General features: G+C 58.0%; 26 protein-coding genes and 5 tRNA genes. 24 read left to right on the top strand and 7 right to left on the bottom strand.

The annotated features are described in order from the left end of the window. Positions 1-144 precede the first annotated feature (144 nt). From G5315_RS00155 to G5315_RS00145, 3 genes are all read left to right on the top strand, one after another. Positions 145-429 carry a pyrimidine/purine nucleoside phosphorylase gene (locus tag G5315_RS00155; protein WP_005336842.1) on the top strand — a complete coding sequence of 95 codons (285 nt, stop codon included), beginning with the start codon at positions 145-147 and terminating at the stop codon, positions 427-429. Between the two features lie 153 nt (positions 430-582). After that, a complete protein-coding gene (locus G5315_RS00150) occupies positions 583-1,968 on the top strand; it encodes an L-serine ammonia-lyase (RefSeq protein WP_201905246.1) in 1,386 nt (461 codons plus the stop codon). A 275-nt stretch (positions 1,969-2,243) separates the two neighbouring features. Beyond that, a complete protein-coding gene (locus G5315_RS00145) occupies positions 2,244-3,614 on the top strand; it encodes an L-serine ammonia-lyase (RefSeq protein ID WP_005336844.1) in 1,371 nt (456 codons plus the stop codon). A gap of 851 nt (positions 3,615-4,465) precedes the next feature. On the opposite strand, the gene G5315_RS00140 is transcribed toward G5315_RS00145, so the two are convergent. Next, positions 4,466-4,744, bottom strand: a complete 279-nt coding sequence (locus tag G5315_RS00140) for a YcgL domain-containing protein (RefSeq protein ID WP_421332049.1) — start codon at positions 4,742-4,744, stop codon at positions 4,466-4,468. Positions 4,745-4,851: 107 nt separating this feature from the next. Between G5315_RS00140 and minC the strand changes: the two genes are divergently transcribed. The 5 genes from minC (at position 4,852) to mtgA (ending at position 7,979) form a co-directional block, all read left to right on the top strand. Continuing rightward, positions 4,852-5,577: a septum site-determining protein MinC gene (gene minC / locus G5315_RS00135; protein WP_033112498.1), complete on the top strand. Its 726-nt coding sequence runs from the start codon at positions 4,852-4,854 to the stop codon at positions 5,575-5,577. 18 nt (positions 5,578-5,595) lie between these two features. Continuing rightward, positions 5,596-6,408, top strand: a complete 813-nt coding sequence (gene minD / locus G5315_RS00130) for a septum site-determining protein MinD (protein WP_033112499.1) — start codon at positions 5,596-5,598, stop codon at positions 6,406-6,408. Positions 6,409-6,410: 2 nt separating this feature from the next. Continuing rightward, on the top strand, positions 6,411-6,680 hold the full coding sequence (gene minE / locus G5315_RS00125) for a cell division topological specificity factor MinE (RefSeq protein WP_033112500.1): 270 nt from the start codon (positions 6,411-6,413) through the stop codon (positions 6,678-6,680). Between the two features lie 196 nt (positions 6,681-6,876). Further along, positions 6,877-7,203, top strand: a complete 327-nt coding sequence (locus G5315_RS00120; RefSeq protein ID WP_005352317.1) for an HI1450 family dsDNA-mimic protein — start codon at positions 6,877-6,879, stop codon at positions 7,201-7,203. Further along, the gene (mtgA, locus tag G5315_RS00115) at positions 7,188-7,979 is read left to right on the top strand and encodes a monofunctional biosynthetic peptidoglycan transglycosylase (protein WP_419772922.1); all 792 of its coding nucleotides are present in this window, start codon (positions 7,188-7,190) and stop codon (positions 7,977-7,979) included. The genes G5315_RS00120 and mtgA overlap by 16 nt, the downstream gene beginning before the upstream one ends. 3 nt (positions 7,980-7,982) lie before the next feature. On the opposite strand, the gene G5315_RS00110 is transcribed toward mtgA, so the two are convergent. Further along, positions 7,983-8,111 (bottom strand): hypothetical protein, encoded by a 129-nt coding sequence (locus tag G5315_RS00110; protein WP_421236401.1) that lies wholly within the window; start codon positions 8,109-8,111, stop codon positions 7,983-7,985. 147 nt (positions 8,112-8,258) lie between these two features. Between G5315_RS00110 and G5315_RS00105 the strand changes: the two genes are divergently transcribed. Continuing rightward, the gene (locus G5315_RS00105) at positions 8,259-8,582 is read left to right on the top strand and encodes an HI1450 family dsDNA-mimic protein (RefSeq protein WP_005336851.1); all 324 of its coding nucleotides are present in this window, start codon (positions 8,259-8,261) and stop codon (positions 8,580-8,582) included. 55 nt (positions 8,583-8,637) lie between these two features. On the opposite strand, the gene G5315_RS00100 is transcribed toward G5315_RS00105, so the two are convergent. Both G5315_RS00100 and G5315_RS00095 read right to left on the bottom strand, forming a co-directional pair. Beyond that, on the bottom strand, positions 8,638-8,949 hold the full coding sequence (locus tag G5315_RS00100; RefSeq protein ID WP_005345788.1) for a DUF1289 domain-containing protein: 312 nt from the start codon (positions 8,947-8,949) through the stop codon (positions 8,638-8,640). Position 8,950: 1 nt separating this feature from the next. Next, positions 8,951-9,829: a CvfB family protein gene (locus tag G5315_RS00095; RefSeq protein ID WP_005345791.1), complete on the bottom strand. Its 879-nt coding sequence runs from the start codon at positions 9,827-9,829 to the stop codon at positions 8,951-8,953. Positions 9,830-10,060: 231 nt separating this feature from the next. Between G5315_RS00095 and G5315_RS00090 the strand changes: the two genes are divergently transcribed. The 4 genes from G5315_RS00090 to G5315_RS00075 all read left to right on the top strand — a co-directional run bounded on the left by G5315_RS00090 (position 10,061) and on the right by G5315_RS00075 (position 12,444). Next, complete coding sequence (locus G5315_RS00090) at positions 10,061-11,275, top strand: UPF0149 family protein (protein WP_421332048.1); 1,215 nt, start codon at positions 10,061-10,063, stop codon at positions 11,273-11,275. 170 nt (positions 11,276-11,445) lie between these two features. Continuing rightward, positions 11,446-11,910 (top strand): MarR family winged helix-turn-helix transcriptional regulator, encoded by a 465-nt coding sequence (locus tag G5315_RS00085; protein ID WP_005345795.1) that lies wholly within the window; start codon positions 11,446-11,448, stop codon positions 11,908-11,910. 2 nt (positions 11,911-11,912) lie between these two features. Continuing rightward, positions 11,913-12,101: a DUF4250 domain-containing protein gene (locus G5315_RS00080; RefSeq protein ID WP_204383253.1), complete on the top strand. Its 189-nt coding sequence runs from the start codon at positions 11,913-11,915 to the stop codon at positions 12,099-12,101. A 163-nt stretch (positions 12,102-12,264) separates the two neighbouring features. Next, on the top strand, positions 12,265-12,444 hold the full coding sequence (locus tag G5315_RS00075; protein WP_005345799.1) for a hypothetical protein: 180 nt from the start codon (positions 12,265-12,267) through the stop codon (positions 12,442-12,444). Positions 12,445-12,612: 168 nt separating this feature from the next. On the opposite strand, the gene G5315_RS00070 is transcribed toward G5315_RS00075, so the two are convergent. Next, positions 12,613-13,200 (bottom strand): FMN-dependent NADH-azoreductase, encoded by a 588-nt coding sequence (locus G5315_RS00070; protein ID WP_162506373.1) that lies wholly within the window; start codon positions 13,198-13,200, stop codon positions 12,613-12,615. Positions 13,201-13,426: 226 nt separating this feature from the next. Here G5315_RS00070 and G5315_RS00065 point away from each other — a divergent pair, with 226 nt between their 5' ends. From G5315_RS00065 to G5315_RS00050, 4 genes are all read left to right on the top strand, one after another. Next, on the top strand, positions 13,427-14,317 hold the full coding sequence (locus G5315_RS00065) for a DMT family transporter (RefSeq protein ID WP_421332047.1): 891 nt from the start codon (positions 13,427-13,429) through the stop codon (positions 14,315-14,317). A gap of 85 nt (positions 14,318-14,402) precedes the next feature. Beyond that, positions 14,403-15,581 carry a formate-dependent phosphoribosylglycinamide formyltransferase gene (gene purT / locus G5315_RS00060; protein WP_421332046.1) on the top strand — a complete coding sequence of 393 codons (1,179 nt, stop codon included), beginning with the start codon at positions 14,403-14,405 and terminating at the stop codon, positions 15,579-15,581. Between the two features lie 126 nt (positions 15,582-15,707). Then, positions 15,708-16,367, top strand: a complete 660-nt coding sequence (gene hxpB, locus G5315_RS00055; RefSeq protein ID WP_088868865.1) for a hexitol phosphatase HxpB — start codon at positions 15,708-15,710, stop codon at positions 16,365-16,367. A 271-nt stretch (positions 16,368-16,638) separates the two neighbouring features. Continuing rightward, positions 16,639-16,842: a CPXCG motif-containing cysteine-rich protein gene (locus G5315_RS00050; RefSeq protein ID WP_005336871.1), complete on the top strand. Its 204-nt coding sequence runs from the start codon at positions 16,639-16,641 to the stop codon at positions 16,840-16,842. A 174-nt stretch (positions 16,843-17,016) separates the two neighbouring features. On the opposite strand, the gene G5315_RS00045 is transcribed toward G5315_RS00050, so the two are convergent. Together G5315_RS00045 and G5315_RS00040 are read right to left on the bottom strand one after the other, a co-directional pair. Next, complete coding sequence (locus G5315_RS00045; RefSeq protein ID WP_421332045.1) at positions 17,017-17,634, bottom strand: riboflavin synthase subunit alpha; 618 nt, start codon at positions 17,632-17,634, stop codon at positions 17,017-17,019. 102 nt (positions 17,635-17,736) lie between these two features. After that, positions 17,737-18,639 (bottom strand): DMT family transporter, encoded by a 903-nt coding sequence (locus G5315_RS00040; RefSeq protein WP_139462786.1) that lies wholly within the window; start codon positions 18,637-18,639, stop codon positions 17,737-17,739. Between the two features lie 130 nt (positions 18,640-18,769). Here G5315_RS00040 and G5315_RS00035 point away from each other — a divergent pair, with 130 nt between their 5' ends. The 7 genes from G5315_RS00035 to G5315_RS00005 all read left to right on the top strand — a co-directional run bounded on the left by G5315_RS00035 (position 18,770) and on the right by G5315_RS00005 (position 21,149). After that, the gene (locus tag G5315_RS00035; RefSeq protein WP_005352334.1) at positions 18,770-18,976 is read left to right on the top strand and encodes a YaeP family protein; all 207 of its coding nucleotides are present in this window, start codon (positions 18,770-18,772) and stop codon (positions 18,974-18,976) included. A gap of 149 nt (positions 18,977-19,125) precedes the next feature. Further along, complete coding sequence (locus G5315_RS00030) at positions 19,126-20,505, top strand: MATE family efflux transporter (RefSeq protein ID WP_421332044.1); 1,380 nt, start codon at positions 19,126-19,128, stop codon at positions 20,503-20,505. 159 nt (positions 20,506-20,664) lie between these two features. Then, positions 20,665-20,741 (top strand) — tRNA-Val (locus G5315_RS00025). 13 nt (positions 20,742-20,754) lie between these two features. After that, positions 20,755-20,831: transfer RNA gene (locus G5315_RS00020), tRNA-Val, on the top strand. Positions 20,832-20,849: 18 nt separating this feature from the next. After that, positions 20,850-20,926: transfer RNA gene (locus G5315_RS00015), tRNA-Val, on the top strand. A gap of 34 nt (positions 20,927-20,960) precedes the next feature. Further along, positions 20,961-21,037: transfer RNA gene (locus G5315_RS00010), tRNA-Val, on the top strand. A 38-nt stretch (positions 21,038-21,075) separates the two neighbouring features. Continuing rightward, positions 21,076-21,149, top strand: a tRNA-Val gene (locus G5315_RS00005). The last annotated feature ends 2 nt before the right edge of the window (positions 21,150-21,151 follow it).

Here is a 21,151-nt window from a genome sequence, read left to right as displayed (position 1 = left end):
CAAATCATTAACCTTGGCTATTAATAAGTTTGCGAAAAAGTGAAGATTCAAAGCGGTCTCGGCGATTTTTACCTCATCCCCCATGACAACTGGCAAAAGATTGTGCTAGTTTGGCTGCACAAACGTACACACAAGGATGTAAAGATGCTGAAAGTTAACGAGTATTTCGACGGAAATGTAAAATCCATCGGTTTCGAACAAAAAGGCGAGAAATCAACCGTTGGGGTGATGAACGCCGGTGACTATCTGTTCAACACTGCCGCCCCCGAACGGATGACAGTGATCAAGGGCGCCCTCACCATCCAGCTGGCTGATGAAGATGAGTGGCACACCTACAGCCAGGGTGAATCCTTCCTGGTGGCCGGTCACTCCTCCTTCAAACTGGAAGTGAAAACCCCCACCGCCTACCTGTGCGAATTTCTCGACTGATCAGGCAGGTTGAAGGGGATCAGCCCCTTCAACCTTCTTGGTTCCCCCCAGCCCCATTATCTGTGTCCATGTCACAGCACCGCACATCCCCGCTTTCCATCCACGGCAAAAATCCTAGAATAAACAGACATAAACCATCACCGGATTGATGTCATGATCAGCGTGTTTGACCTGTTTTCCATCGGAATTGGCCCCTCCTCTTCCCATACCGTTGGCCCCATGCGTGCCTCTTATGCCTTCGTCCAGCAGCTCAAGCTGCAAGGCCATCTGCCACTTGTCACGCGGGTCGAAGTGGAGTGTTACGGCTCGCTGGGCCAGACCGGCAAAGGGCACGGCACCGGCAAGGCAATCATTCTGGGGTTATCGGGTTTTGAACCGGAATCGGTCGATATCGATGCGATTCCTGCCATTCTGGCTCGAGTGGAAAAGGAACAGAGCCTGCCGCTGGCAGGCGAGCAACCAAGCCATTTTCCCCGCACCGGTGCCATCATCTTCAACCGCCGCAAGACCCTGCCGGCCCACACCAACGGCATGACTCTGCGGGCCTTTGATAAAGAGGAAAACCTGCGCTTCAGCCAGACCTACTACTCCATCGGGGGCGGCTTCATCATTGAAGAGAGCCACTTTGCCACCGCCAAGGAGGAGGCCGCCAAGTCCGATGCCGAACACCCTGTCCCCTATCCGTTCGACAGCGGCGCCCAACTGCTGGCCCACTGTCAGGAGAGCGGCCTCTCCATCTCGGGGCTGATCCTGGCCAACGAGCGGGTCTTTCGCAGCGATGAGCAGATAAAAGCGGGGCTGCGCAAGATCTGGCAGGCGATGCAGGGCTGCGTCGAGCGAGGCTGCAAAAGCGAAGGGGTGCTGCCGGGCGGCCTCAAGGTTCGGCGCCGCGCCCCGGGGCTGTTCCGCCAGCTAAGCTGCGAGACCAACTTCAACAAGGACCCGCTGATGGTGATGGAGTGGGTCGACCTGTTTGCGCTGGCCGTCAATGAAGAGAACGCCGCCGGTGGCCGGGTGGTGACCGCCCCCACCAATGGCGCTGCGGGCATCATCCCCGCCGTGCTGCACTACTACGATCGCTTCGTGCACAAGGTGGATGACGAGACGCTGATCCGCTACTTCCTCACCGCGGCTGCCATCGGCATCTTATATAAGAAGAACGCCTCCCTCTCCGGCGCCGAAGTGGGCTGTCAGGGGGAAGTGGGTGTCGCCTGCTCCATGGCGGCTGGCGCGCTGACCGAACTGCTGGGGGGCAGCCCGGCCATGGTGGAGAACGCCGCCGAAATAGGCATGGAGCACAATCTCGGCCTCACCTGCGATCCCATCGGCGGACTGGTGCAGGTGCCCTGCATCGAGCGCAACGCCATGGGGGCGGTCAAGGCGATCAATGCCGCCCGCCTCGCCCTGCGCGGCACCGGTGAGCACAAGGTGTCGCTCGACAAAGTGATCAAGACCATGTGGGAGACCGGCAACGACATGAAGACCAAATACAAGGAGACGGCCCGTGGCGGCCTCGCCGTTAACATTACCGAATGTTAAAAAACGGCAAATGACTCCATTTGGTTCCTAAATGCCCGGCATCGCCGGGTATTTTTATGGGCAAACGCTTAACAAAATGGATAAGCACAAAAATAAATTTTATACTCGCGCCTCAGATTCAACAAAAATAGATCTATTTCAACTTTTTTTAGGTCTGGAGCCGTTACACTACGGTTATCTGGTTCTGTGACCTGCGCTGACAAGCGCGTTCCATGGATCTCCCAAATTTCTGTGAGTGGGCATGCCGCCCCCTTCTACCCTGAGGTAATAGTGACATGATCAGCGTTTTTGATATCTTCAAAATCGGTGTAGGCCCCTCTTCTTCCCACACTGTTGGCCCGATGAAAGCGGCCAAACAGTTTGTTGACGAGCTGCGCGCGGGCGGCAAGATCCGCGATGTAACCCGGATCAATGTCGACGTCTACGGCTCCCTCTCCTGGACTGGCAAAGGCCACCATACCGACACCGCCATCATCATGGGCCTGGCTGGCAACCTGCCGGAAAATGTCGATATCGATGCCATCCCCGAGTTTATCTCCCGTGTTGAGCAGACCGAGCGCCTGCCGATCGGCCTGCACTGCCACACCGTCAGCTTCCCGCGTGACGCCATGGTATTCCACGACGAAGCCCTGCCGCTGCACGAAAACGGCATGAAGCTGACTGCCCTGATTGAAGATGAAGTGGTTTACAGCAAGACCTACTACTCCATCGGTGGCGGTTTCATCGTTGACGAAGAGAACTTCGGCAAGGCTGACAGCGGCGACATGTCCGTACGCTATCCGTTCAAGAGCGCCGCTGAGCTGGTTGCCCACTGCAGCCAGACCGGTCTCTCCATCTCTGCCCTGATGATGGAAAACGAGAAGTGCTTCAACACTCCGGAAGAGATCTACAAGAAGTTCGGCAAGATCTGGAACACTATGCGCGAAGGTATCGAGCGCGGTTGCCGTACCGAAGGCGTTCTCTCCGGCCCGCTGCGCGTACCCCGTCGTGCCGCGCCGCTCTACCGTCAGCTCAACACCAACGAGAACCTCTCGAGCGATCCGATGAACATCGTTGACTGGGTCAACATGTTCGCTCTGGCCGTGAGTGAAGAGAACGCTGCCGGTGGCCGCGTGGTCACCGCCCCGACCAACGGCGCTGCCGGTATCATCCCGGCCGTACTGGCCTACTACGACAAGTTCATCCAGCCGGTTGGCCGCGACGAGTACACCCGCTTCTATCTGGCTGCCGGTGCCGTCGGCATCCTCTACAAGATGAACGCCTCCATCTCCGGCGCCGAAGTGGGCTGTCAGGGTGAAGTGGGTGTCTCATGCTCCATGGCCGCTGCCGGTCTGACCGAGCTGATGGGCGGTAGCCCGGAGCACGTCTGCGAAGCTGCCGAGATCGGCATGGAACACAACCTGGGTCTGACCTGTGATCCGGTTGCCGGTCAGGTACAGGTGCCTTGCATCGAGCGTAACGCCATCGCAGCCATGAAGGCTGTCAACGCCTCCCGTATGGCCCTGCGTCGTACCTCCAAGCCGCGCGTCTCCCTGGACAAGGTGATCGAGACCATGTACATCACCGGCAAGGACATGGACTCCAAGTACCGTGAAACCTCCCGTGGTGGTCTGGCTATCAAGGTGATGCAGGTTGCTTGCGAATAAATAAGGGTTACGACCCTCATCTGAACAAAGGCGGGATATCCCGCCTTTTTTATTGCCCGAATGGGATGCTGAGCACTTATACCGGCATACCGACCATTTCACTGTTGGGCGTCGCTGATATACCCTGCTACGCCACCGCAATGCGGATTGCCTTGTCTGCATACCTCTCTAATTACATGCCTTGATTAACTCTTCTCAATGCATTGAGAGAGACATTACGCCCCGACATGAAACCTTTACCTGCTATCTTGCCCCAGCCACGCTTTCACACCTAATCGATATCGAGATGGTCCCTCATCTCAATATCCCCCTTTGGTCATACCCTTGTTTGGCAAGACGTGGTTACCGCTCACCCTGCGGATTATCACGCCGCCACATTGATTGCCTCCTATGTGGCACTTTCGTGATCAGGGCAAATAATCAAGTACACAAACAGGGGGTTAGCTCATCATTTTGGCCACAGCGCATCGTTCAAACTGGTTTTAGCACAGTTATCACCGCCCTCTTTACGCCCTATTTGATGTAAAACGCATCGAGCAGTGGAGGCCAAAAGCGCCCAAGGAAGAGACTGAAAATAATCGATGAATGGGCCAATAGCCGTTGAAATGGAGGATATGAGTACGCGCCACTCGCTATTTTTGTGAGCGCCAGCAAAGGTTGAGGATATGGTGTCGGGAGCAGATTGACTTTCTATTTAAACAGCGAAAAGTGAATATCACCAAAGGGGGGAGTTAATTTGGCCAGATCCTGTCACGGGATTATCGCAGGCCACCTCTCCGGGGCCGGAATGCGTCATGCAGAGTCACAAAGAATTAGCCCCGCTGGGCAGAACATACAACGGGGCTGGATATTCAGGATAGTTTTTTCAGGCTGGCCTTGTGCTGCTCCAGCAAATTCTCAGGGGGCGGCGGCACCTGCAGGTAGAACCCCTGGTTGGTCAGCGCGGCCATCACCTTGCCTACCTCGGCCAGCCCGAGGGGTTTGGCCGGGTCCAGTTTGGTCATCAGCACCAGCTCGGGACGACCAAAAACAGCCATCAAGGGGGCCGGTACGCGGGAAAAGTCCTCTCTTCTTTCAACAAAAAGGTAGGTCTCGGCTTTTTTGCGACTTTTATAGACTGCACACAACATGGAAATTGATATAATCCGACGAGTTTATTGCCTCTGATGGGGGCAAACTATAACATCAGGAATTGAATAACAATAACGGATTAGCATCTCTGCCTCGGGGAAGATTCATGGTTGAGCGCGATAACGAATTGAAAGGGACCACCTTCACTATTTCTGTGTTGCATATCAGCGATGGCGAGCCAGAGCGGATCCGTCAGTTGTTGGCGGAAAAAGTGGCTCAGGCGCCCTACTTCTTTAATTGCGCACCGCTGGTGATCAATGTTTCCCGACTGGAACAGATCCCCGACTTCGAACAGCTCAAGGAGCTGGTGGAGTCGGAAGAGTTCGTGCTGGTCGGCATCACGGGCGCGCGAAGTGAAGAGATGAAGACGGCGGCCAAGGCGGTGGGCCTTGCCGTAATGGCCTCGGGCAAGAGTCGCAAGAGCGATCCCCAACCTGAGCCAGAGCCAGTGGTGGCACCTGCCGCCCCCGTTACGCCCCCAGAGCCGGAGCCGGCGCCCCTCATCCCGACCCGGGTGCATGTGGGCCCGGTGCGTTCCGGCCAGCAGATTTATGCTGCCGGCACCTCGCTTGTGGTGCTGGGCTCAGTCAGTCCGGGGGCCGAAGTGCTCGCCGATGACAGCATTCATATATATGGCACCCTGCGTGGCAGAGCCATAGCCGGAGCCCGCGGCAATACCCGGGCCCGGATCTATTGCCAGCAATTACAGGCCGAGCTGCTCTCCATCGCTGGCACATTCCAGCTCAGCGATGCATTGCCGGCAGGCCTCATCCAGCAACCGGTCCATATCCGGCTGGATAATGAACAACTCCGTATAGACCGTATCAAATAGAGTTACAAGGAAGCGAGAATGGCGCGAATCATAGTCGTTACATCGGGTAAAGGTGGCGTTGGCAAGACCACAACCAGCGCGGCCCTGAGTACCGGTTTAGCCCAGCGTGGCCACAAAACTGTGGTCATCGATTTTGACATCGGTCTGCGAAACCTAGACCTCATCATGGGCTGCGAGCGTCGCGTGGTGTATGACTTCGTCAACGTCATCAACGGTGAGGCCAACCTCAATCAGGCCCTCATCAAGGACAAGCGCAGCGAGAATCTCTATATCCTGCCGGCGTCCCAGACCCGTGACAAGGATGCCCTGACCAAAGAGGGTGTCGAGAAGGTGCTGGAACAACTGGCCGAGATGAAGTTTGACTACATCGTCTGCGACTCTCCGGCGGGGATCGAAGCGGGCGCCCTGATGGCCCTCTACTTTGCCGACGAGGCGATCGTCACCACCAACCCGGAAGTCTCTTCCGTCCGTGACTCCGACCGCATCCTCGGCATCCTCTCCTCCAAATCCCGTCGTGCCGAGCGCGGTGAAGACCCCATCAAGGAGCACCTGCTGCTGACTCGCTACTGCCCGACCCGCGTCAATCGCGGCGACATGCTGAGCGTGCAGGACGTGCAGGAGATCCTGGCCATCCCGCTGCTCGGGGTGATCCCGGAGTCACAGGCCGTGCTGCGTGCCTCCAACTCGGGCGAGCCAGTCATTCTGGACAAGGAGTCCGATGCCGGTCAGGCCTATGATGATGCGGTTTCCCGTCTGCTCGGTGATACCAAGGAATTTCGTTTTCTGGAAGAAGAAAAGAAGGGCTTCTTTAGCCGACTGTTCGGGAGTTAAACATGTCATTATTGGATTATTTTCGTTCCAACAAGAAACAGAACACCGCACAACTGGCCAAGGAGCGGTTGCAGATCATCGTTGCTCACGAGCGTTCATCCAGAGGGGGGCCGGATTACCTGCCCCAGCTCAAGCAGGATATCCTCGACGTGATCCGTAAATACGTCAACATCGATCCGGACAAGATCACCGTCCAGATGGATCAGAAGAGTGACGAGCTCTCCGTTCTCGAGCTCAACATCACCTTCGCCGATGACAACAAGAAGGGATGAGCTGACGCCATATGCGTGACCCCTTCCCTCAATGAAGACCGGATCCCCTGGCTGGATCCGGTTTTTTATTGGCACAAAAACAGGTCACAGCGGCTCGCCTCATCTCGCCAAGGGGTCTGCCGACAGCTAGAATAGCGCCGCCCCGCAGACAGTGTCTGTGCTGGTACCTTTTTCTCTTTTCTGGAACAGACCGCTTATGTCTATGAATGACGAAATGCACAGCGTCGAGGAACTGCTCGATACCGCCCTCGAACTCTTTATGGAGCTGGCCTCTGACAACCTGCCGGAGCAGGAGATCGCCCGTTTCAATCAGGAGTTCAACGACCGCGGCCTGCTGGCCGAAACCGACCCGGCCGATGACTGGGAAGCGGACGTGGGTTTTGCGGTGAGCGACACCGACTATGCCGAGATCTGGGTAGGCCTTGGCAATGAAGAACAAGAGTATGAGCACCTGTTTGCCCGCATGCTGCTCTCCCGCCGTGTTGACGAGAAGTTCTGCCACATCGAATGGCTGCCCCAATAATTCCGGATCCCGATGATCCCAGCCACTATCAGTGGGAGTCAGCCCCTGCTGCCGTGGCCCCCGTGCGCCCATCTGCATCCCTTGGGCGCCGGGTGTTGAGGTGGGCAGGCAAGATCGCGCTGGCCGGGCTGCTCTGCTCGGTCGGCTCGGTCGCCTTGCTGCGTTTTATCGATCCGCCGATGTGGAGCTGGCGTATCGAGCGGGCCCTCTTCCCGCCCGCCAAGATCACCCAAGTACGCCATCAATGGGTAGATCTGGAGTCCATCTCCAAGGAGCTGCAACTGGCGGTGATCGCCGCCGAGGATCAGCGCTTTGCCGATCACAACGGCTTTGACATGGATGCCATCAACGCCGCACTCAAGCACAACCAGCACAGCGAACGGGTGCGCGGTGCCAGCACCCTCAGCCAGCAGACCGCCAAGAACCTCTTTATGTGGAGTGATCGCAGCTTCCTGCGCAAGGGGCTGGAGGCCTGGTTTACCCTGCTGATGGAGCTGGGTTGGGACAAGGCCCGCATTCTCGAGGTCTATCTCAATATCGTGGAGTTCGGCCCCGGCATCTATGGCGCCGAAGCCGCGGCCCGTACCTACTTCGGCAAACCGGCCAGCCGCTTGACCCGCTACGAGTCATCCCTGCTGGCTGCTGCCCTGCCCAATCCGTGGCGCTATCGGGTCAAGCCCCCTTCACCCTATGTGCAGAAGCGTTCGGTCTGGATCCGCCGCCAGATGGGACAACTGGGCCAGATCACCCTCAATCGGGTGCATCAGGCTGACTGATCCTCAGGGCTCATCGGGTTTCTCCGGTGGGCCCAGATGGCCGCCCGCCGTCTCGCGGTGAAGCGGCAGATAGTGCCACCACCAGGCCTCGCGCCGTCGCTTGATCTGTTGCCGCCGTCCCCTCTGCTTCATCCCCTCACTCCCTGCCAGATGATCCGCGCCTTAACCATACTCCCCCAACGGCAACTTGGACAGGCCAGCCACGCCCGGCGCACTGGTCTGGCCGCCACAGCCAATAATTGTTACAGTAGCGAACCTCGATGTATCTGGAGTGATTTCATGGAACAGCGTACCCCGGATCAGCTGGTCGAATGGGCCTATGATCAGTTTCTTGAGCAGGCCGCCGATATGCTGGCCCCCGAACAAATAGTCGACATCACCCTGGAGTTTGAGCAGCGTGGCGCCGTGGAGGCGACCCTGCCCAATGCCGACTGGTCGACCGAGCTGGGTGAGCCGGTCGATATGGAGCGCTGGGTCGAAGTGTGGGTAGGTTTGCTGGATCATCAGGATGAGTTTGAGGTGATCTTCGCCACCTTCCTGCTGCCCCGTCTGTTGACCGAAGATCAAGTCCATGTGCGCTGGCATCGCCAGCAGCAGGCATAAAAAAGGCGCCATCGGCGCCTTTCTTGTTTCTGTGCACTCTTATTGCTGTTCTCTGCTAATCCTGAGCCGCGATGGCCTTGGCCAGACAGCGGCGGCACCAGCAAGCGCTGGCCTCCTGCATCGGCAGTACCGGTAACTGGCTGCACCAGCACTGCGCAATGGTCTGACCGGCAGAGACGGCGCAATAGGCCGGTTCGCCACACCCCGGACAGAGGTGAGTACTTTTCGAGCCATTCAGCTCGGCCATCACCGCCAGCTGGGCCTTGCTATCCATCGCCGACCAGTGGCCGATCTCGCTCAGGGTGCGGCCACAACCAAGGCAAAGCCCGTCTTTCGCCTTGCAGAGGCCAACACAGGGGCTCGGCATCTTATTCGCTATCCTGCGCCTGCTCACCTGCTTGTACCTGCGCGGCACCGGCGTCGGTCAGGGTAATGGCGTTATCTTCGATGACAATCTTGCCCTGCTTGTAGAGGCCGCCGATCGCCTTCTTGAAGGTGCCCTTGCTCATGCTGAACAGCTTGTAGATGAGCTCGGGTTCGCTCTTGTCACCCACCGCCAGACTGCCGCCCTGCTTTTTCATCCGGCTCAGAATGCGCTCACCGGCATCATCGACCCGCGCCAGACCCGGCTTTTGCAGGGTCAGATCGAGCTTGCCATCTTCGCGCACCTGCTTGACCCAGGCGGTTTGCGGCCGACCGGTCATCACTCGGCCAAACACTTCGTTCTTGAACAGCATGCCGGGATACTGACCGTTGACGATCACCTTGATACCTAGAGGAGAATGCTCCCCCGGCAGCGCGGTCACTTCGTCACCGACCTTGAAGTTGCTGCCGGCCGGGGTCAGGAAACGCTCGATGCGGCTGGTGCCGACCATGCGCCCTTCGTTATCCAGTTGCAGACGCACCAGATAAACGTGGCCCACCTGCATCGGCTTGTTCTGCTCGCGGCTCGGCACAAACAGATCCTTTTTCATGCCCCAGTCGAGGAAAGCACCAATCTTGTTGGCATTGACCACTTTCAGACCGGCAAATTCGTCCACCATGGCAAACGGCTTGTCGGTGGTGATCACCGGTTCGCAATCGGCATCCAGATAGAGGAAGACCTGCACGCTATCCCCCTCTTTCACCCCTTCCGGCAGTTGACGTTTGGGCAGCAGCAGTTCACCGTACTCATCGGCCGCAAGCCAGGCGCCGCGATCTTCGAGTTCAACAACGGTGAGGGTGTTCATCTTGCCAATCTGTATCATGGTGCTCTCTTTTCTCATTACCCGGATGGGCCAATTGATCATGGCCCCTATGGGCGCGCATGTTACCTCAAGAGCGGTGATCCGGCCTAGTCCCCAAGCCACCACTGGCCGCCCTTTCGCCCTTATCTTATCCGCCAATGGTGATTAAATCGCCAAACAGGCGGCCATTTGCTGTAAATAACCCCACTTTTAGGTAGACTTCGCGGCTGTTCAAATCCAGAGGAACTGTCGATGAACCCATCCACTCGTACCCGCCATCTTAATCAATGGATCCAGAGCCACAGTAATCAGGACATGACCTACCCAGCCCTGCACGGTTTTCTCTGTGCCCGTCTGGTAGGGCCAGAGACCCCTGACTGGCAACGCCCGCTGGCTGGATTGCTGGAACAGGATGCCGAGTTGGATGAAAAAAGCGCAGAAGCCCTCAACCATCTGATCGCAGAGCTGGAAGCCCGGGCCGACGACGCCCAGCTAGCCCTGCCGAGCCAATGCCGCCTGCCCAGCGATAACCCGGAGCAGGTGTTCGAGCAGAGCCATCCCCTCGGTCAGTGGTGCTACGGTTTCAGCCAGGGCTTTGCCACCTGGCCCAAACCGAAGGATTTGAACGACCCGACCACCCAGTACCGCTTCAGTCTGGCCGCCGAGTTGAGCCTGTTTCGCGACAAGCAGATGGCCCAGATGCTCTATAGCGCCGCCGCCAGCGAACTCCCCTTTGTCGAGTTCTGCAAACGCCAGCGCCAGAACATGAAAACCGCCCTCAACCAGCTGCTCAACCTCGACCAGTATCAGGCAGCCCCCAGCGCTGATGTCGCCCTCAATGGTGAACAGGCCCAACAGTGGCAGACCTGGTTCGAACTGGCCGACAGCTGCCGCGATCATCAGGCCCGCCTCGGCTGGTTCGAGAAGATCATCGCCGATGCCACTCCGCTCTTTGATGAAGCCTTTTGGCAGCAAATCGCTGGCCACGGCTGGAGTGCCCCCGAACTGCGCCCCCTGCTGGCCGCCAGAGCCGGCCGCGCCGACTGCCTGTTGCGGCTTGGCAAGCTGGGTGAAGCCAAAGCGGAGTATCTGGATCTGCTGACGATCTGCGTGGCCGATGAGCTGGGTTGCCGCTACAACCTCTCCACTCTCTATGCACTGCAAGGGGATTGGCAGGCGCTGGCCGCCCTGCTGGTGCGCTTTGATGAAGCTTCCAGCTGGTTGCTATACAACAAGGCGCTGATGGTCTTTGCCACCGAGGGTGCCGAGGCAGCCAAGCCCCATCTGCTGGTCGCCATCGAGGCCAACCCGCACATTCCGGCCTGCCTGCTGGGTCAGCGCAAGCTGCCCAAACAGGAGCCGCAAAGCTGGCAAGCGGGCAGCCGTGACGAGGCCGCGCTCTACGCCATCCACACTCGCGAGGCTTGGCTCAAGCAGAACGCCCTCATCTGGTTGCGTAAAGGCTGAACAGCGTTGGCTTAAAATCCCGTCGGTCAGACCCGGTTTTTCCTTGAGGGCGTGCGCCACCGCACATTTCATCGCAACCGGGTCAGACAAATCAGCTTGAGTTTCGTATCATCAATGTCAAAGTATCAAAAGAAACTGCATCTGATGCAGCCGTCACAGCAGGGTGTAATATGTCAAAAATCATAGCGTTACTCGCTCACTACCCGCCCTATCAGTTGGTACATGCCGCCGAGATGCTACGGGATACCTTCGAACAGTTTTATGAACAGCGTTACCAGCTGACCGTGCCGCAATGGCGCCTGATGATGGTGCTCGGCCCCAACTACCCCATCAGCCAGAAAGAGCTGGTCGAGGCGAGCGGCATGGACAAGGTGCGCATCTCCCGCGAGATCCGCCGTCTGGTCGAAAAAGGGATCATCTTCACCGAGAGCAGCGAGCAGGACAAACGCATCAGCCTGGTCTCCCTCACCAATGCCGGCCAAGCGCTCTTCCTGCAGCTCAAGAGCGAAGCTGGCAGCTGGCAACATACCCTGACCGACTATCTGCCGAGCGAATCCCGCGAGGCGATCCGCCAGCATCTGCACAGCGTCAGCGCCGCCATCGAGCAGCTGCAGTCACTGGATCGGGAGAAATAATCATGGATTTGAAAAAGTTCGCCACCATGGATATCAACATGCTGTTGAGCGTCGTCAATATGCAGCTGCGTGATCACTATGACGACCTGGATGATCTCTGCAAGGCGCAGGAGATCGATCAAGCAGCACTGGAAGCGCGGCTCGCCAGCGGCGATTTTCACTACCAGCCGGCGCAGAAACAGTTCAGATAAAGAGAGCTAGCGGGATCGGGATCACAGCGCCAGTGATGGCGCTGGCTCTGCGGTAAAAACCTGATATGGTCTGAAGAGCCCCAACAGGGTGATGCACGGATACATCACCCTGTCACAAGAGGGCATTAAAATCGTTTCAGGTGAGCAAACCAAGGATGACCCCATGATACTGATGACCCGACAGAGCCTGTTGATCACGCTCTGCACCCTGTTGATGATCAGTCTGTTCACGCCCCACTTGCCACAAAGTACCGAACAGTGGCTGACCACCCTCTTGCTTGGCCTGCTGGTCACGGTGGCATTGCTGCTGGTGCGTGGTTGTCGCCGCTTTATGATGGAGTAGTAACTCCGCCGTAACGTCTATACCGACCGCTTGCCGCGATACTCTCTGTAGCAGCAACGTCTGTCGCAATCATATCGAGCCAAAAAACAAACGCAGCCTGATGGCTGCGTTCTTGTATCTAGTGGGGCAACCCCTTGAAGAGATAACCCCTGACGGGATAGAGAGCCCTTAAATAGCCAGAGCCTCAAGCTGCGCTTTAGCCGCTTCCATCCCCTTGCTCTGGGCATCCGGGCCCATCCCCATCCCTTCGGCGTAGATGAAATCCACCTCTTTGATACCGATGAAACCTAGCACGGTACGCATGTAGGGAGTGACCAGATCGGTGGCGCTACCAACGTGCATGCCGCCGCGAGGGCTGATCACCAGCGCACGGGTATTTTCAACCAGACCGACCGGACCGGTCTCGGTATAGCGGAAGGTGACGCCGGCACGGGCAACCAGATCGATCCAGTTCTTCAGCTGGGTCGGGATGTTGAAGTTGTACATGGGGGCCGCAATCACCACCAAGTCGCTCGCTTTGAGTTCGGCGATCAGCTCGTCAGACTGGGCGATCACCGCCAGTTGACGCTCGTTCAGGTTATCACCACCGCGCAGGCCGGAGGCCAGCTCGCCATCCAGCACCGGCAGGTTGAGTGCTGCCAGGTCACGCACGGTGACGACATCATCCTGATGGTCAGCCAGGAAGCCGTCGATCAGGGCGTTGGATTGGGAATATTGACCCAGGATGCTGGATTTGAGTACGAGGATATTGGCCATGGTGAAACTCCATTTGGTTGTCGGTTGAACAGCGTTGCTGTCGATGGAGGTCACTCTAAACATTGTGCTTATTTGCTGATAGCGAAAATAGATGCTCAACTTGTTCAAATTTTTTGATGCAAGGCCACTTCCTCACCAGCCAGCCTTGCGGCCGCGCTTCAACCCTTGGCAGAACAAACGATTGCCGTTATGATCCGCCGCACTTTTTTCCAGCGACCCGGATCCCATGATACCCTCGCGCAGGCACTCTCCTTTGGCCGGTGCAGTCTGGATGATGGTGGCAGGACTCTGCTTCGCCGCCGTCAACAGCCTGAGCCAGTATGTCAGCTTCAAGCTTGGCCTCCCATCGACTCAGGTCGCTTTTCATCAATACCTGATCGCCCTGATCTGCCTGCTGCCCTGGCTAGTTCGCCATGGCTTGCGCCAATCCCTGATGACCAATCAGTTCCGGTTACACCTGTTGCGGGTATTGCTGGCAGTGATCGGCATCCAGCTCTGGCTCTGGGGACTGGCGTACCCCGTCCCCATCTGGCAGGGGATCGCCCTGCTGATGACCTCGCCGCTGTTTGCCACCCTGGGCTCCGCGCTGCTGCTCAAGGAGCAGGTGAGCCGCACCCGCATTCTGGCCACCCTGGCGGGCTTTGCCGGCGCCATGCTGATCCTCGCCCCCTGGACTGACGAATTCAACTGGGCCTCCCTACTGCCGGTGGCGGCGGCGCTGTTCTGGGCCGGCTACTCCCTGATGGTGCGCTATCAGGCAGCCAACGAATCATCCCACACCATAGTGGTGTATCTGCTTATCTTCAGTACCCCGTTCAACGTCATGCTGGCCCTGCCGGAGTGGCAGTGGCCGAGCGAGAGCCAATGGCTGCTGGTAGCCGCCTCCGGCGTGTTGACGGCACTGGCCCAGATGTCCATCGCTCGCGCCTACAGCGTGGCGGAGGCCTCCTTCGTACAGCCTTTCGATTTTGCCAAGCTGCCGATGAACGTGCTGGCGGGCTGGCTGGTATTTGGCTGGGCGCCCCCAGGCCGTCTGTGGCTTGGCGCCGCCATCATCATTGGCGCCATTACCTTGCTGACCCATCTGGAGCAGCGCGCTCACAAACCCGTTTCCTGAGGTACGCCATGCGTGCCTCTTTTTTTGTCCGCTATTTGTGAAATAGCGATCATCAACAATGACCATCGACATCAGGAGAGATCGTATGTTTGGAACCGCAACCCGCCCCGGCGCCACCCGTGCCCTGCTGCTAGGCTCCGGCGAACTTGGCAAGGAGGTCGCCATCGAGTTGCAACGGTTCGGGATCGAAGTGATCGCCGCCGACCGCTATGCCAACGCCCCCGCCATGCAGGTGGCCCACGCTGCCCACGTGCTGGACATGCTCGATGGCAACGCACTGCGTGCTCTGGTCGCCGAGGTCAAACCCGACCTCATCATCCCCGAGATTGAAGCGATTGCCACCGATACCCTGGCTGCCCTTGAGCAGGAGGGGGTCAATGTTGTGCCCAATGCCCGCGCCACCCAGCTCACCATGAACAGGGAAGGGATCCGCCGTCTCGCCGCCGAGACCCTGGGTCTGCCCACCTCCCCCTACCGCTTTGCCCAGAGCAAGGAAGAGTTTGTTGCCGCTGTCGAGGCTATCAGCCTGCCCTGCGTGGTGAAACCGGTAATGAGCTCGTCCGGCAAGGGGCAGAGCGTACTGCGCGATCTCGCCAAGCTAGATGAGAGCTGGACCTACGCCCAGGAGGGTGGCCGCGCCGGTCGTGGCAAGGTGATCGTCGAGGGCTTCGTTCCCTTTGAGTACGAGATCACCCTGCTCACGGTACGCGCCGTCGATGGCATTCACTTCTGCGAGCCGATCGGCCACCGTCAGGAAGATGGCGACTACCGCGAATCCTGGCAGCCGCAGGTGATGAGCGAGCTGGCGCTGGCCCGCTCCAAAGAAGTCGCCGCCAAGGTGGTCGAGGCCCTTGGTGGCTACGGCCTGTTCGGGGTCGAGCTCTTTATAAAAGGCGATGAAGTGTGGTTCAGCGAAGTCTCGCCGCGTCCCCACGATACAGGCATGGTGACCCTGATCTCTCAAGATCTCTCCGAGTTCGCCCTGCATGTACGCGCCATTCTGGGGCTGCCGGTCGGCACCATCACCCAGTACGGGCCGAGTGCCTCTGCCGTGGTACTGCGCGAAGGGCACAGCCAGGATATTCGCTATCAGGGAATTGGTGAGGCATTGGCGCTGGTGCCGGGCGCCCAGCTGCGGCTGTTTGGCAAGCCGGAGATCGCCGGTCGCCGCCGTCTTGGCGTGGCGCTGGCCCGCGCAGCGGATTACCAGGATGCGGTAGAAAAAGCCAAAGCCGTGGCCGCCAAGGTCGAGGTGCTGTTCTAAGGGCTTTTTTGCCATAGCAAAACAAACGTTTGCCGATGTGATCGGGCGCAAGGGGCATGGCAATGCCCCTTTTGCATTTTCCCGTCAGGCTTATAATCCCCTCTTCAAATTTGTCAGGAGTACAAGATGTTAGCTGCCGTGATCTTCGATATGGATGGTGTTCTGATCGACTCGGAACCCTTTTGGCAACGGGCCCAAATCGCCGTTTTCTCCGAACTGGGTCACCCCCACACGGTAGAGGATTGCGAATCGACCATCGGCGTGCGCATCGATCAGCTGGTTGCCCACTGGTATCGCCTGCGCCCGTGGAGCGGCCCGAGCCAGGAAGAAGTGGTGCAGCGCATTCTGGATCAGGTCAACGCCCTGATCCTCTCCGAAGGTCAGGCCAAAGCCGGTGTGCTGGAAGCGCTCGACCTTATCGAGGCCCGCGGGCTGAAAGTGGGTCTGGCTACCTCCTCACCCTTTGCGATGGTAGAAGCGGTGCTCGGCAAACTCGGCATTCGCGATCGCTTTATGGCGGTCCACTCCGCTGAAATCGAGCGTTTCGGCAAACCGCACCCGGATGTCTATATCCACGCCGCCGAGAAACTGGGGGTAGAGCCAGTTCATTGTCTGGCCATCGAAGACAGCTTTACAGGCCTGCTGGCGGCCAAGGCGGCCTCCATGACAGCGCTGATCGTGCCGGACCCCGCTTTAGTGGGTGACCCACGCTTGGCCATCGCCAACTACCAGCTCGGCTCGCTGGCCGAGCTGAATGCCGACATGTTGGCCAGCTGGGTCAAGTAGCGCCTATCGGCGCCTTGCTGCGCTCGCGTTCTCATATCCGCAGGGGGCTCCAGCCCCCTGTGATTGCCAAACAACCGTTGGCAATTTCCCTCTTTTCACCTGTCATTCTCAACCAGATTGTTCCTCTCGCACACGACCACTCCAACCGGTTGCACCTTGCCATCCATCAGGCTTGATCTCTGTCATAAACGTGCGTTTGCTCGCGGTTAACCCCCTGCAGCCCGACTAGAATCAGGGTAGATAGGCGGCCCCAGGGCCCGAGGAGGTTATCATGATCGAGTACACCAGCAAGCGCATCGTCTGCCCTCACTGTGGCCACCATACCCGGGTCGAGCTGGATGCCAGTCAGGGTGATCAGGAGTTTTACGAAGATTGCATGGCCTGTTGCAATCCGATCCACCTGCGGCTTCACCGCGACGAAGCCCGCGACTGTTTGCAGTTGTTTGTGGATGCAGACGACGAGCAACTGTTTTGATTGCGAGTCACAAAAGGCCGAGCAGCTGCTGTGCCTGCAAGTCGCAAAGAGCTGAGCAGATGTTGTGACTGCGAGTCATAAAAAGTTGAGTAGATATTTTCACCATATGAATAACAAGGGCCTGCACACTGCAGGCCCTTGCTTATGAGGCGATTAACACCGAGCCGTTTCCTTTCAGTTACCCCCGCGCGCCGCCAGTACCCGCTCCACCGTATCGACGATGGCCTGGGTCTGGGGATCGATCTCGATATTGGTCTGCCAGCCAGCCTTGACCCAACCCAGGTTGGTGCGGGCCAGGGTCTCGGGGATCAGGTGGACGCAGAACTCCCGCTCGCGCACCTCACCTATGGTCAGACTGATGCCGTCGATGCCGATGTATCCCTTGGTCAGCACATATTTCATCAGCTCGGGAGCAATGCGATACCACACCTGACGGTTGTTGGGCGTATCGATCACCGAGGTAACCTCTGCCATGCCGATGATATGGCCAGACATGGCATGACCGCCGATCTCGTCGCCAAAGCGGGCAGCCCGCTCCACATTGACCTTGTCCCCTACCTGCAGCTTGCCGAGGTTAGTCAGGCGCAGGGTCTCCTGCATCAGATCGAAGCTGACCAGCTCACCCTCTACCCGGGTAACGGTCAAGCAGCAGCCGTTGTGGGCGACCGAAGCGCCGAGGGCCAGCCCTTCCCCCCACGCCGAGCTTGGCATGCGGATCACGTGGGTACGAAATGAAGCTCTCTCTTCGATGGCGACCAGCTCGGCCACACCTTGCACAATTCCGGTAAACATCATCACCTCTTTGTTTCTGGTAACACGCTCTGTTTTTTATCGCGGCCTGTGGCCGCTTCTTTTACATAATCCGTTTTTACACAATTCGTTTCGTACAAACTGTCACACCTGCTCCGCCGCCTCAGACCGCGCCAGCACTCGAGCCCGGCGCTGGGAATGGATGACCACTATGCCAGCCAGCACGATGAGTAGACACCCCGCCATACTACTGAGGGTCGGCATTTCACCAAACATCAGATAGCCGCAGAGGGTAGAAAAAAAGATCTGGAAATAGAAGAAGGGTGCCAGAGTAGAGGCCTGCGCATACTGCATCGCCTTGATAAGGCAATATTGGGAGAGCAGGGTCACCACTGGTAGCGCCAGCAGATAGGGCAAGTCAGCAAGCCCAGGGAAGCGCCACAGTGCAGGCTGCCAGCAGAGTGCGACCATTGCCACCATCCCCAACATGAAGCAGGTGACGATCAGGATATCGAGGGTGGTCAGACGTGGGTCCACCAGCTTGGTGATGAGGTTGTAGCCGGTGTTGGCCAGTACAATGACCAGTGGCAGCAGATAGTAGAGGTTCGCGTCGCCCCCGTCAGGATGGGTCACCACCAGCACGCCAAACAACCCCAGCAGCACGGCCGCCACCTTAGCCCGGGTCAGACGCTCCCTGAAAAAGATCACACCCGCCACCACGAAGGCCAGCGAACCAAGCTGGCAGATGATGGTGTAGACGTTGAGCGGTACATGGGCCAGCGCAATCACCGAGACCAGCGCACAGACCAGAAACAGCAGTGAGCGCAACAATAGCCAGCGATCCACCGCCAGCAGCGCCGACATGGTGCGCCTTGGCAATAACAGCAGCAGACCGAGGAAAGGAACAAAGAAGCGAAACCAGACCATCTCCATCACGGAGTAGCCATGGAGTACCAGATATTTGTCCGCGCCATCCTTAAGCGTCAGGGCGAGAAGTGCAAACAGCGTCAGAAAGATCGCCAGTGAGTTGCGCGAAGAGAACAGCATCAAAGAGACCGAAACAGAAAAAGGGGGTAGCCAAACTAACGGGCTTGCCGCAAATTACAACCGCGATACTGACAAAATGGGAGCAAAACCGCTATATTTGCTCGCCTTTTTACTTTCAAGGAAGCAAATCATGATGGTTTATGAGTGCTGTGAAGCGATCCGTATCGCCTATAACCAGATTGGATCCGGTGAGCAGGGCTATGTGCCGAAGGCCATCGCCGCCACTATCCGCGCCCTCAACGCGGTCGCCGCCGATGAGCGGGTACCCGCCGAACTGCGCGAGCAGGCTGCCTATGCCGCTGCCAACCTGCTGATCAGCGATCACGAAGACGCCTGATCCTGCCCCCCGGGGTGGCAACTATTTCGTCCTGGCTGAATTTCAGGCTAGAATGCCTCCCCCACCCTTTGCACTTTCGTCCGAAAGTGCAAAGGCTCTTCCCGATTTCCGCTCTTTTTTACTCTTATCTGATCCACTCGGAGGTGTCAGTGCAACGTTATTGGTCCGAGGCGAAGCAGCTCGTCCGTCTAGCCAGCCCCATTCTGGTCGCCCAGGTGGCCCAGGTCGCCATGAACTTCGTCGATACCGTGATGGCGGGTCAGGTGAGTGCGGTCGATCTGGCTGCCGTGTCGGTGGCGTCCAGCTTCTGGCTACCGGTGATCCTGCTGGTGCAAGGGATCATCATGGCGCTCACCCCCATCGTCTCCCAGCTCAATGGTGCCCGTAAACGCGAAGCCATTCGCTCGGCCGTTCATCAGGGCTTCTGGCTGGCACTGATCGTCACCCCGCTGGCGATGATCGCGCTTTATTACAGCCCGCTGGCGTTGCAGTTCATGGATGTGGAGCCAGTGATGGCGGCCAAGACCACTGGTTATCTGCACGCAATTCTGTGGGGCCTGCCCGCTTTCGTGCTGTTTCAGGTGCTGCGCAACTTCAGTGAGGGACTCTCCCACACCATGCCCACCATGGTGATCGGCTTTGTCGGGCTGGCGGTCAATATTCCTGCCAACTACATCTTCATTCACGGCCACTTCGGCATGCCGAAACTGGGCGGGGTGGGTTGTGGCGTGGCCACGGCCATCGTGCTGTGGGCCATGCTGCTGGCGATGATCCTCTATGTGAAGCTCTCCCGTCACTTCACCGAGATCCGGCTTTTCTCCCAGCTGGCTCGCCCCAACGGCAGCCGGATCTGGCGACTGATTCGCTTGGGCTTCCCCATCGCCATGGCGATCTTCTGCGAAGTGACCCTGTTTACCGTGGTAGCCCTGATGCTGGCTCCTTTCGGTGCCGAGACGGTGGCGAGCCACCAGATTGCGCTCAACTTCTCCAGCCTGGTCTTTATGCTACCCCTCTCCATCGGGGTGGGTGTCACCATCCGGGTCGGCCACAGTATCGGTGAAGGGCAGCCCCATCACGCTCGGGTAGCGGCTCGCACCGGCTTGATGCTGGGGATGGCCATCGCTGCTGCCACTGCCGCCATGACGGTACTGCTGCGCGAGCAGATCGCCTCCATCTATACCGACGATCAGCAGGTGATCGTCCTGGCGGCCATTTTGCTGTTCTTCGCTGCCATCTATCAAATCTCCGACTCGGTGCAGGTGGTCGCGGCCGCCGCACTGCGCGGTTACAAGGATACCCAAGCAATCTTCTACGTCACCATCGTCGCCTACTGGGGACTGGGGCTGCCCACCGGCATGATCCTGGGTCTGACCGATTGGCTGGTGCCGCGGATGGGGCCGCAGGGCTTCTGGATCGGCTTTATCGTCGGCCTCACCAGTGCGGCCCTGATGCTGGGGGCGAGATTACGCTACATCTATGGCCGTTTTGCCACTCCGGAGGCCTGCACTACCCTGTCGCGAGCCCAGTAACAGGGCTTGGCAAGCGACAACTCGCCTGCAAAATCAACAGGCTGCGCAAGAACTGGGCAAACAGTCTCCTTTGTGCATATGGCCTGTTGACAGCCTTGGGGGGCATGGGTAGTATGCCGACCACGTCAGCAGCGCTGGCGTAGTGAAGTAAGAGAAAGTGGGTTTATAGCTCAGTTGGTTAGAGCACTACCTTGACATGGTAGGGGTCGTTGGTTCGAATCCAATTAAACCCACCACTTTTTCTGTGATGCGTCCTTAGCTCAGCTGGTTAGAGCACCACCTTGACATGGTGGGGGTCGGTGGTTCGAATCCACTAGGACGCACCATTACAGAACACTGATTATGCGTCCTTAGCTCAGCTGGTTAGAGCATCACCTTGACATGGTGGGGGTCGGTGGTTCGAATCCACTAGGACGCACCATTCAGTTTCAAAACTTTGCAGATATTCCAGATGTGGGTTTATAGCTCAGTTGGTTAGAGCACTACCTTGACATGGTAGGGGTCGTTGGTTCGAATCCAATTAAACCCACCACTTCTGCATAAAGAAATAAAAGTCGCATTGCGCACCCTGCGTCCTTAGCTCAGCTGGTTAGAGCATCACCTTGACATGGTGGGGGTCGGTGGTTCGAATCCACTAGGACGCACC

Source organism: Aeromonas sp. 603607, from assembly GCF_049171595.1.
Lineage (GTDB): Bacteria > Pseudomonadota > Gammaproteobacteria > Enterobacterales > Aeromonadaceae > Aeromonas > Aeromonas veronii.
This window is presented reverse-complemented; position numbering and strand designations above follow the sequence as displayed.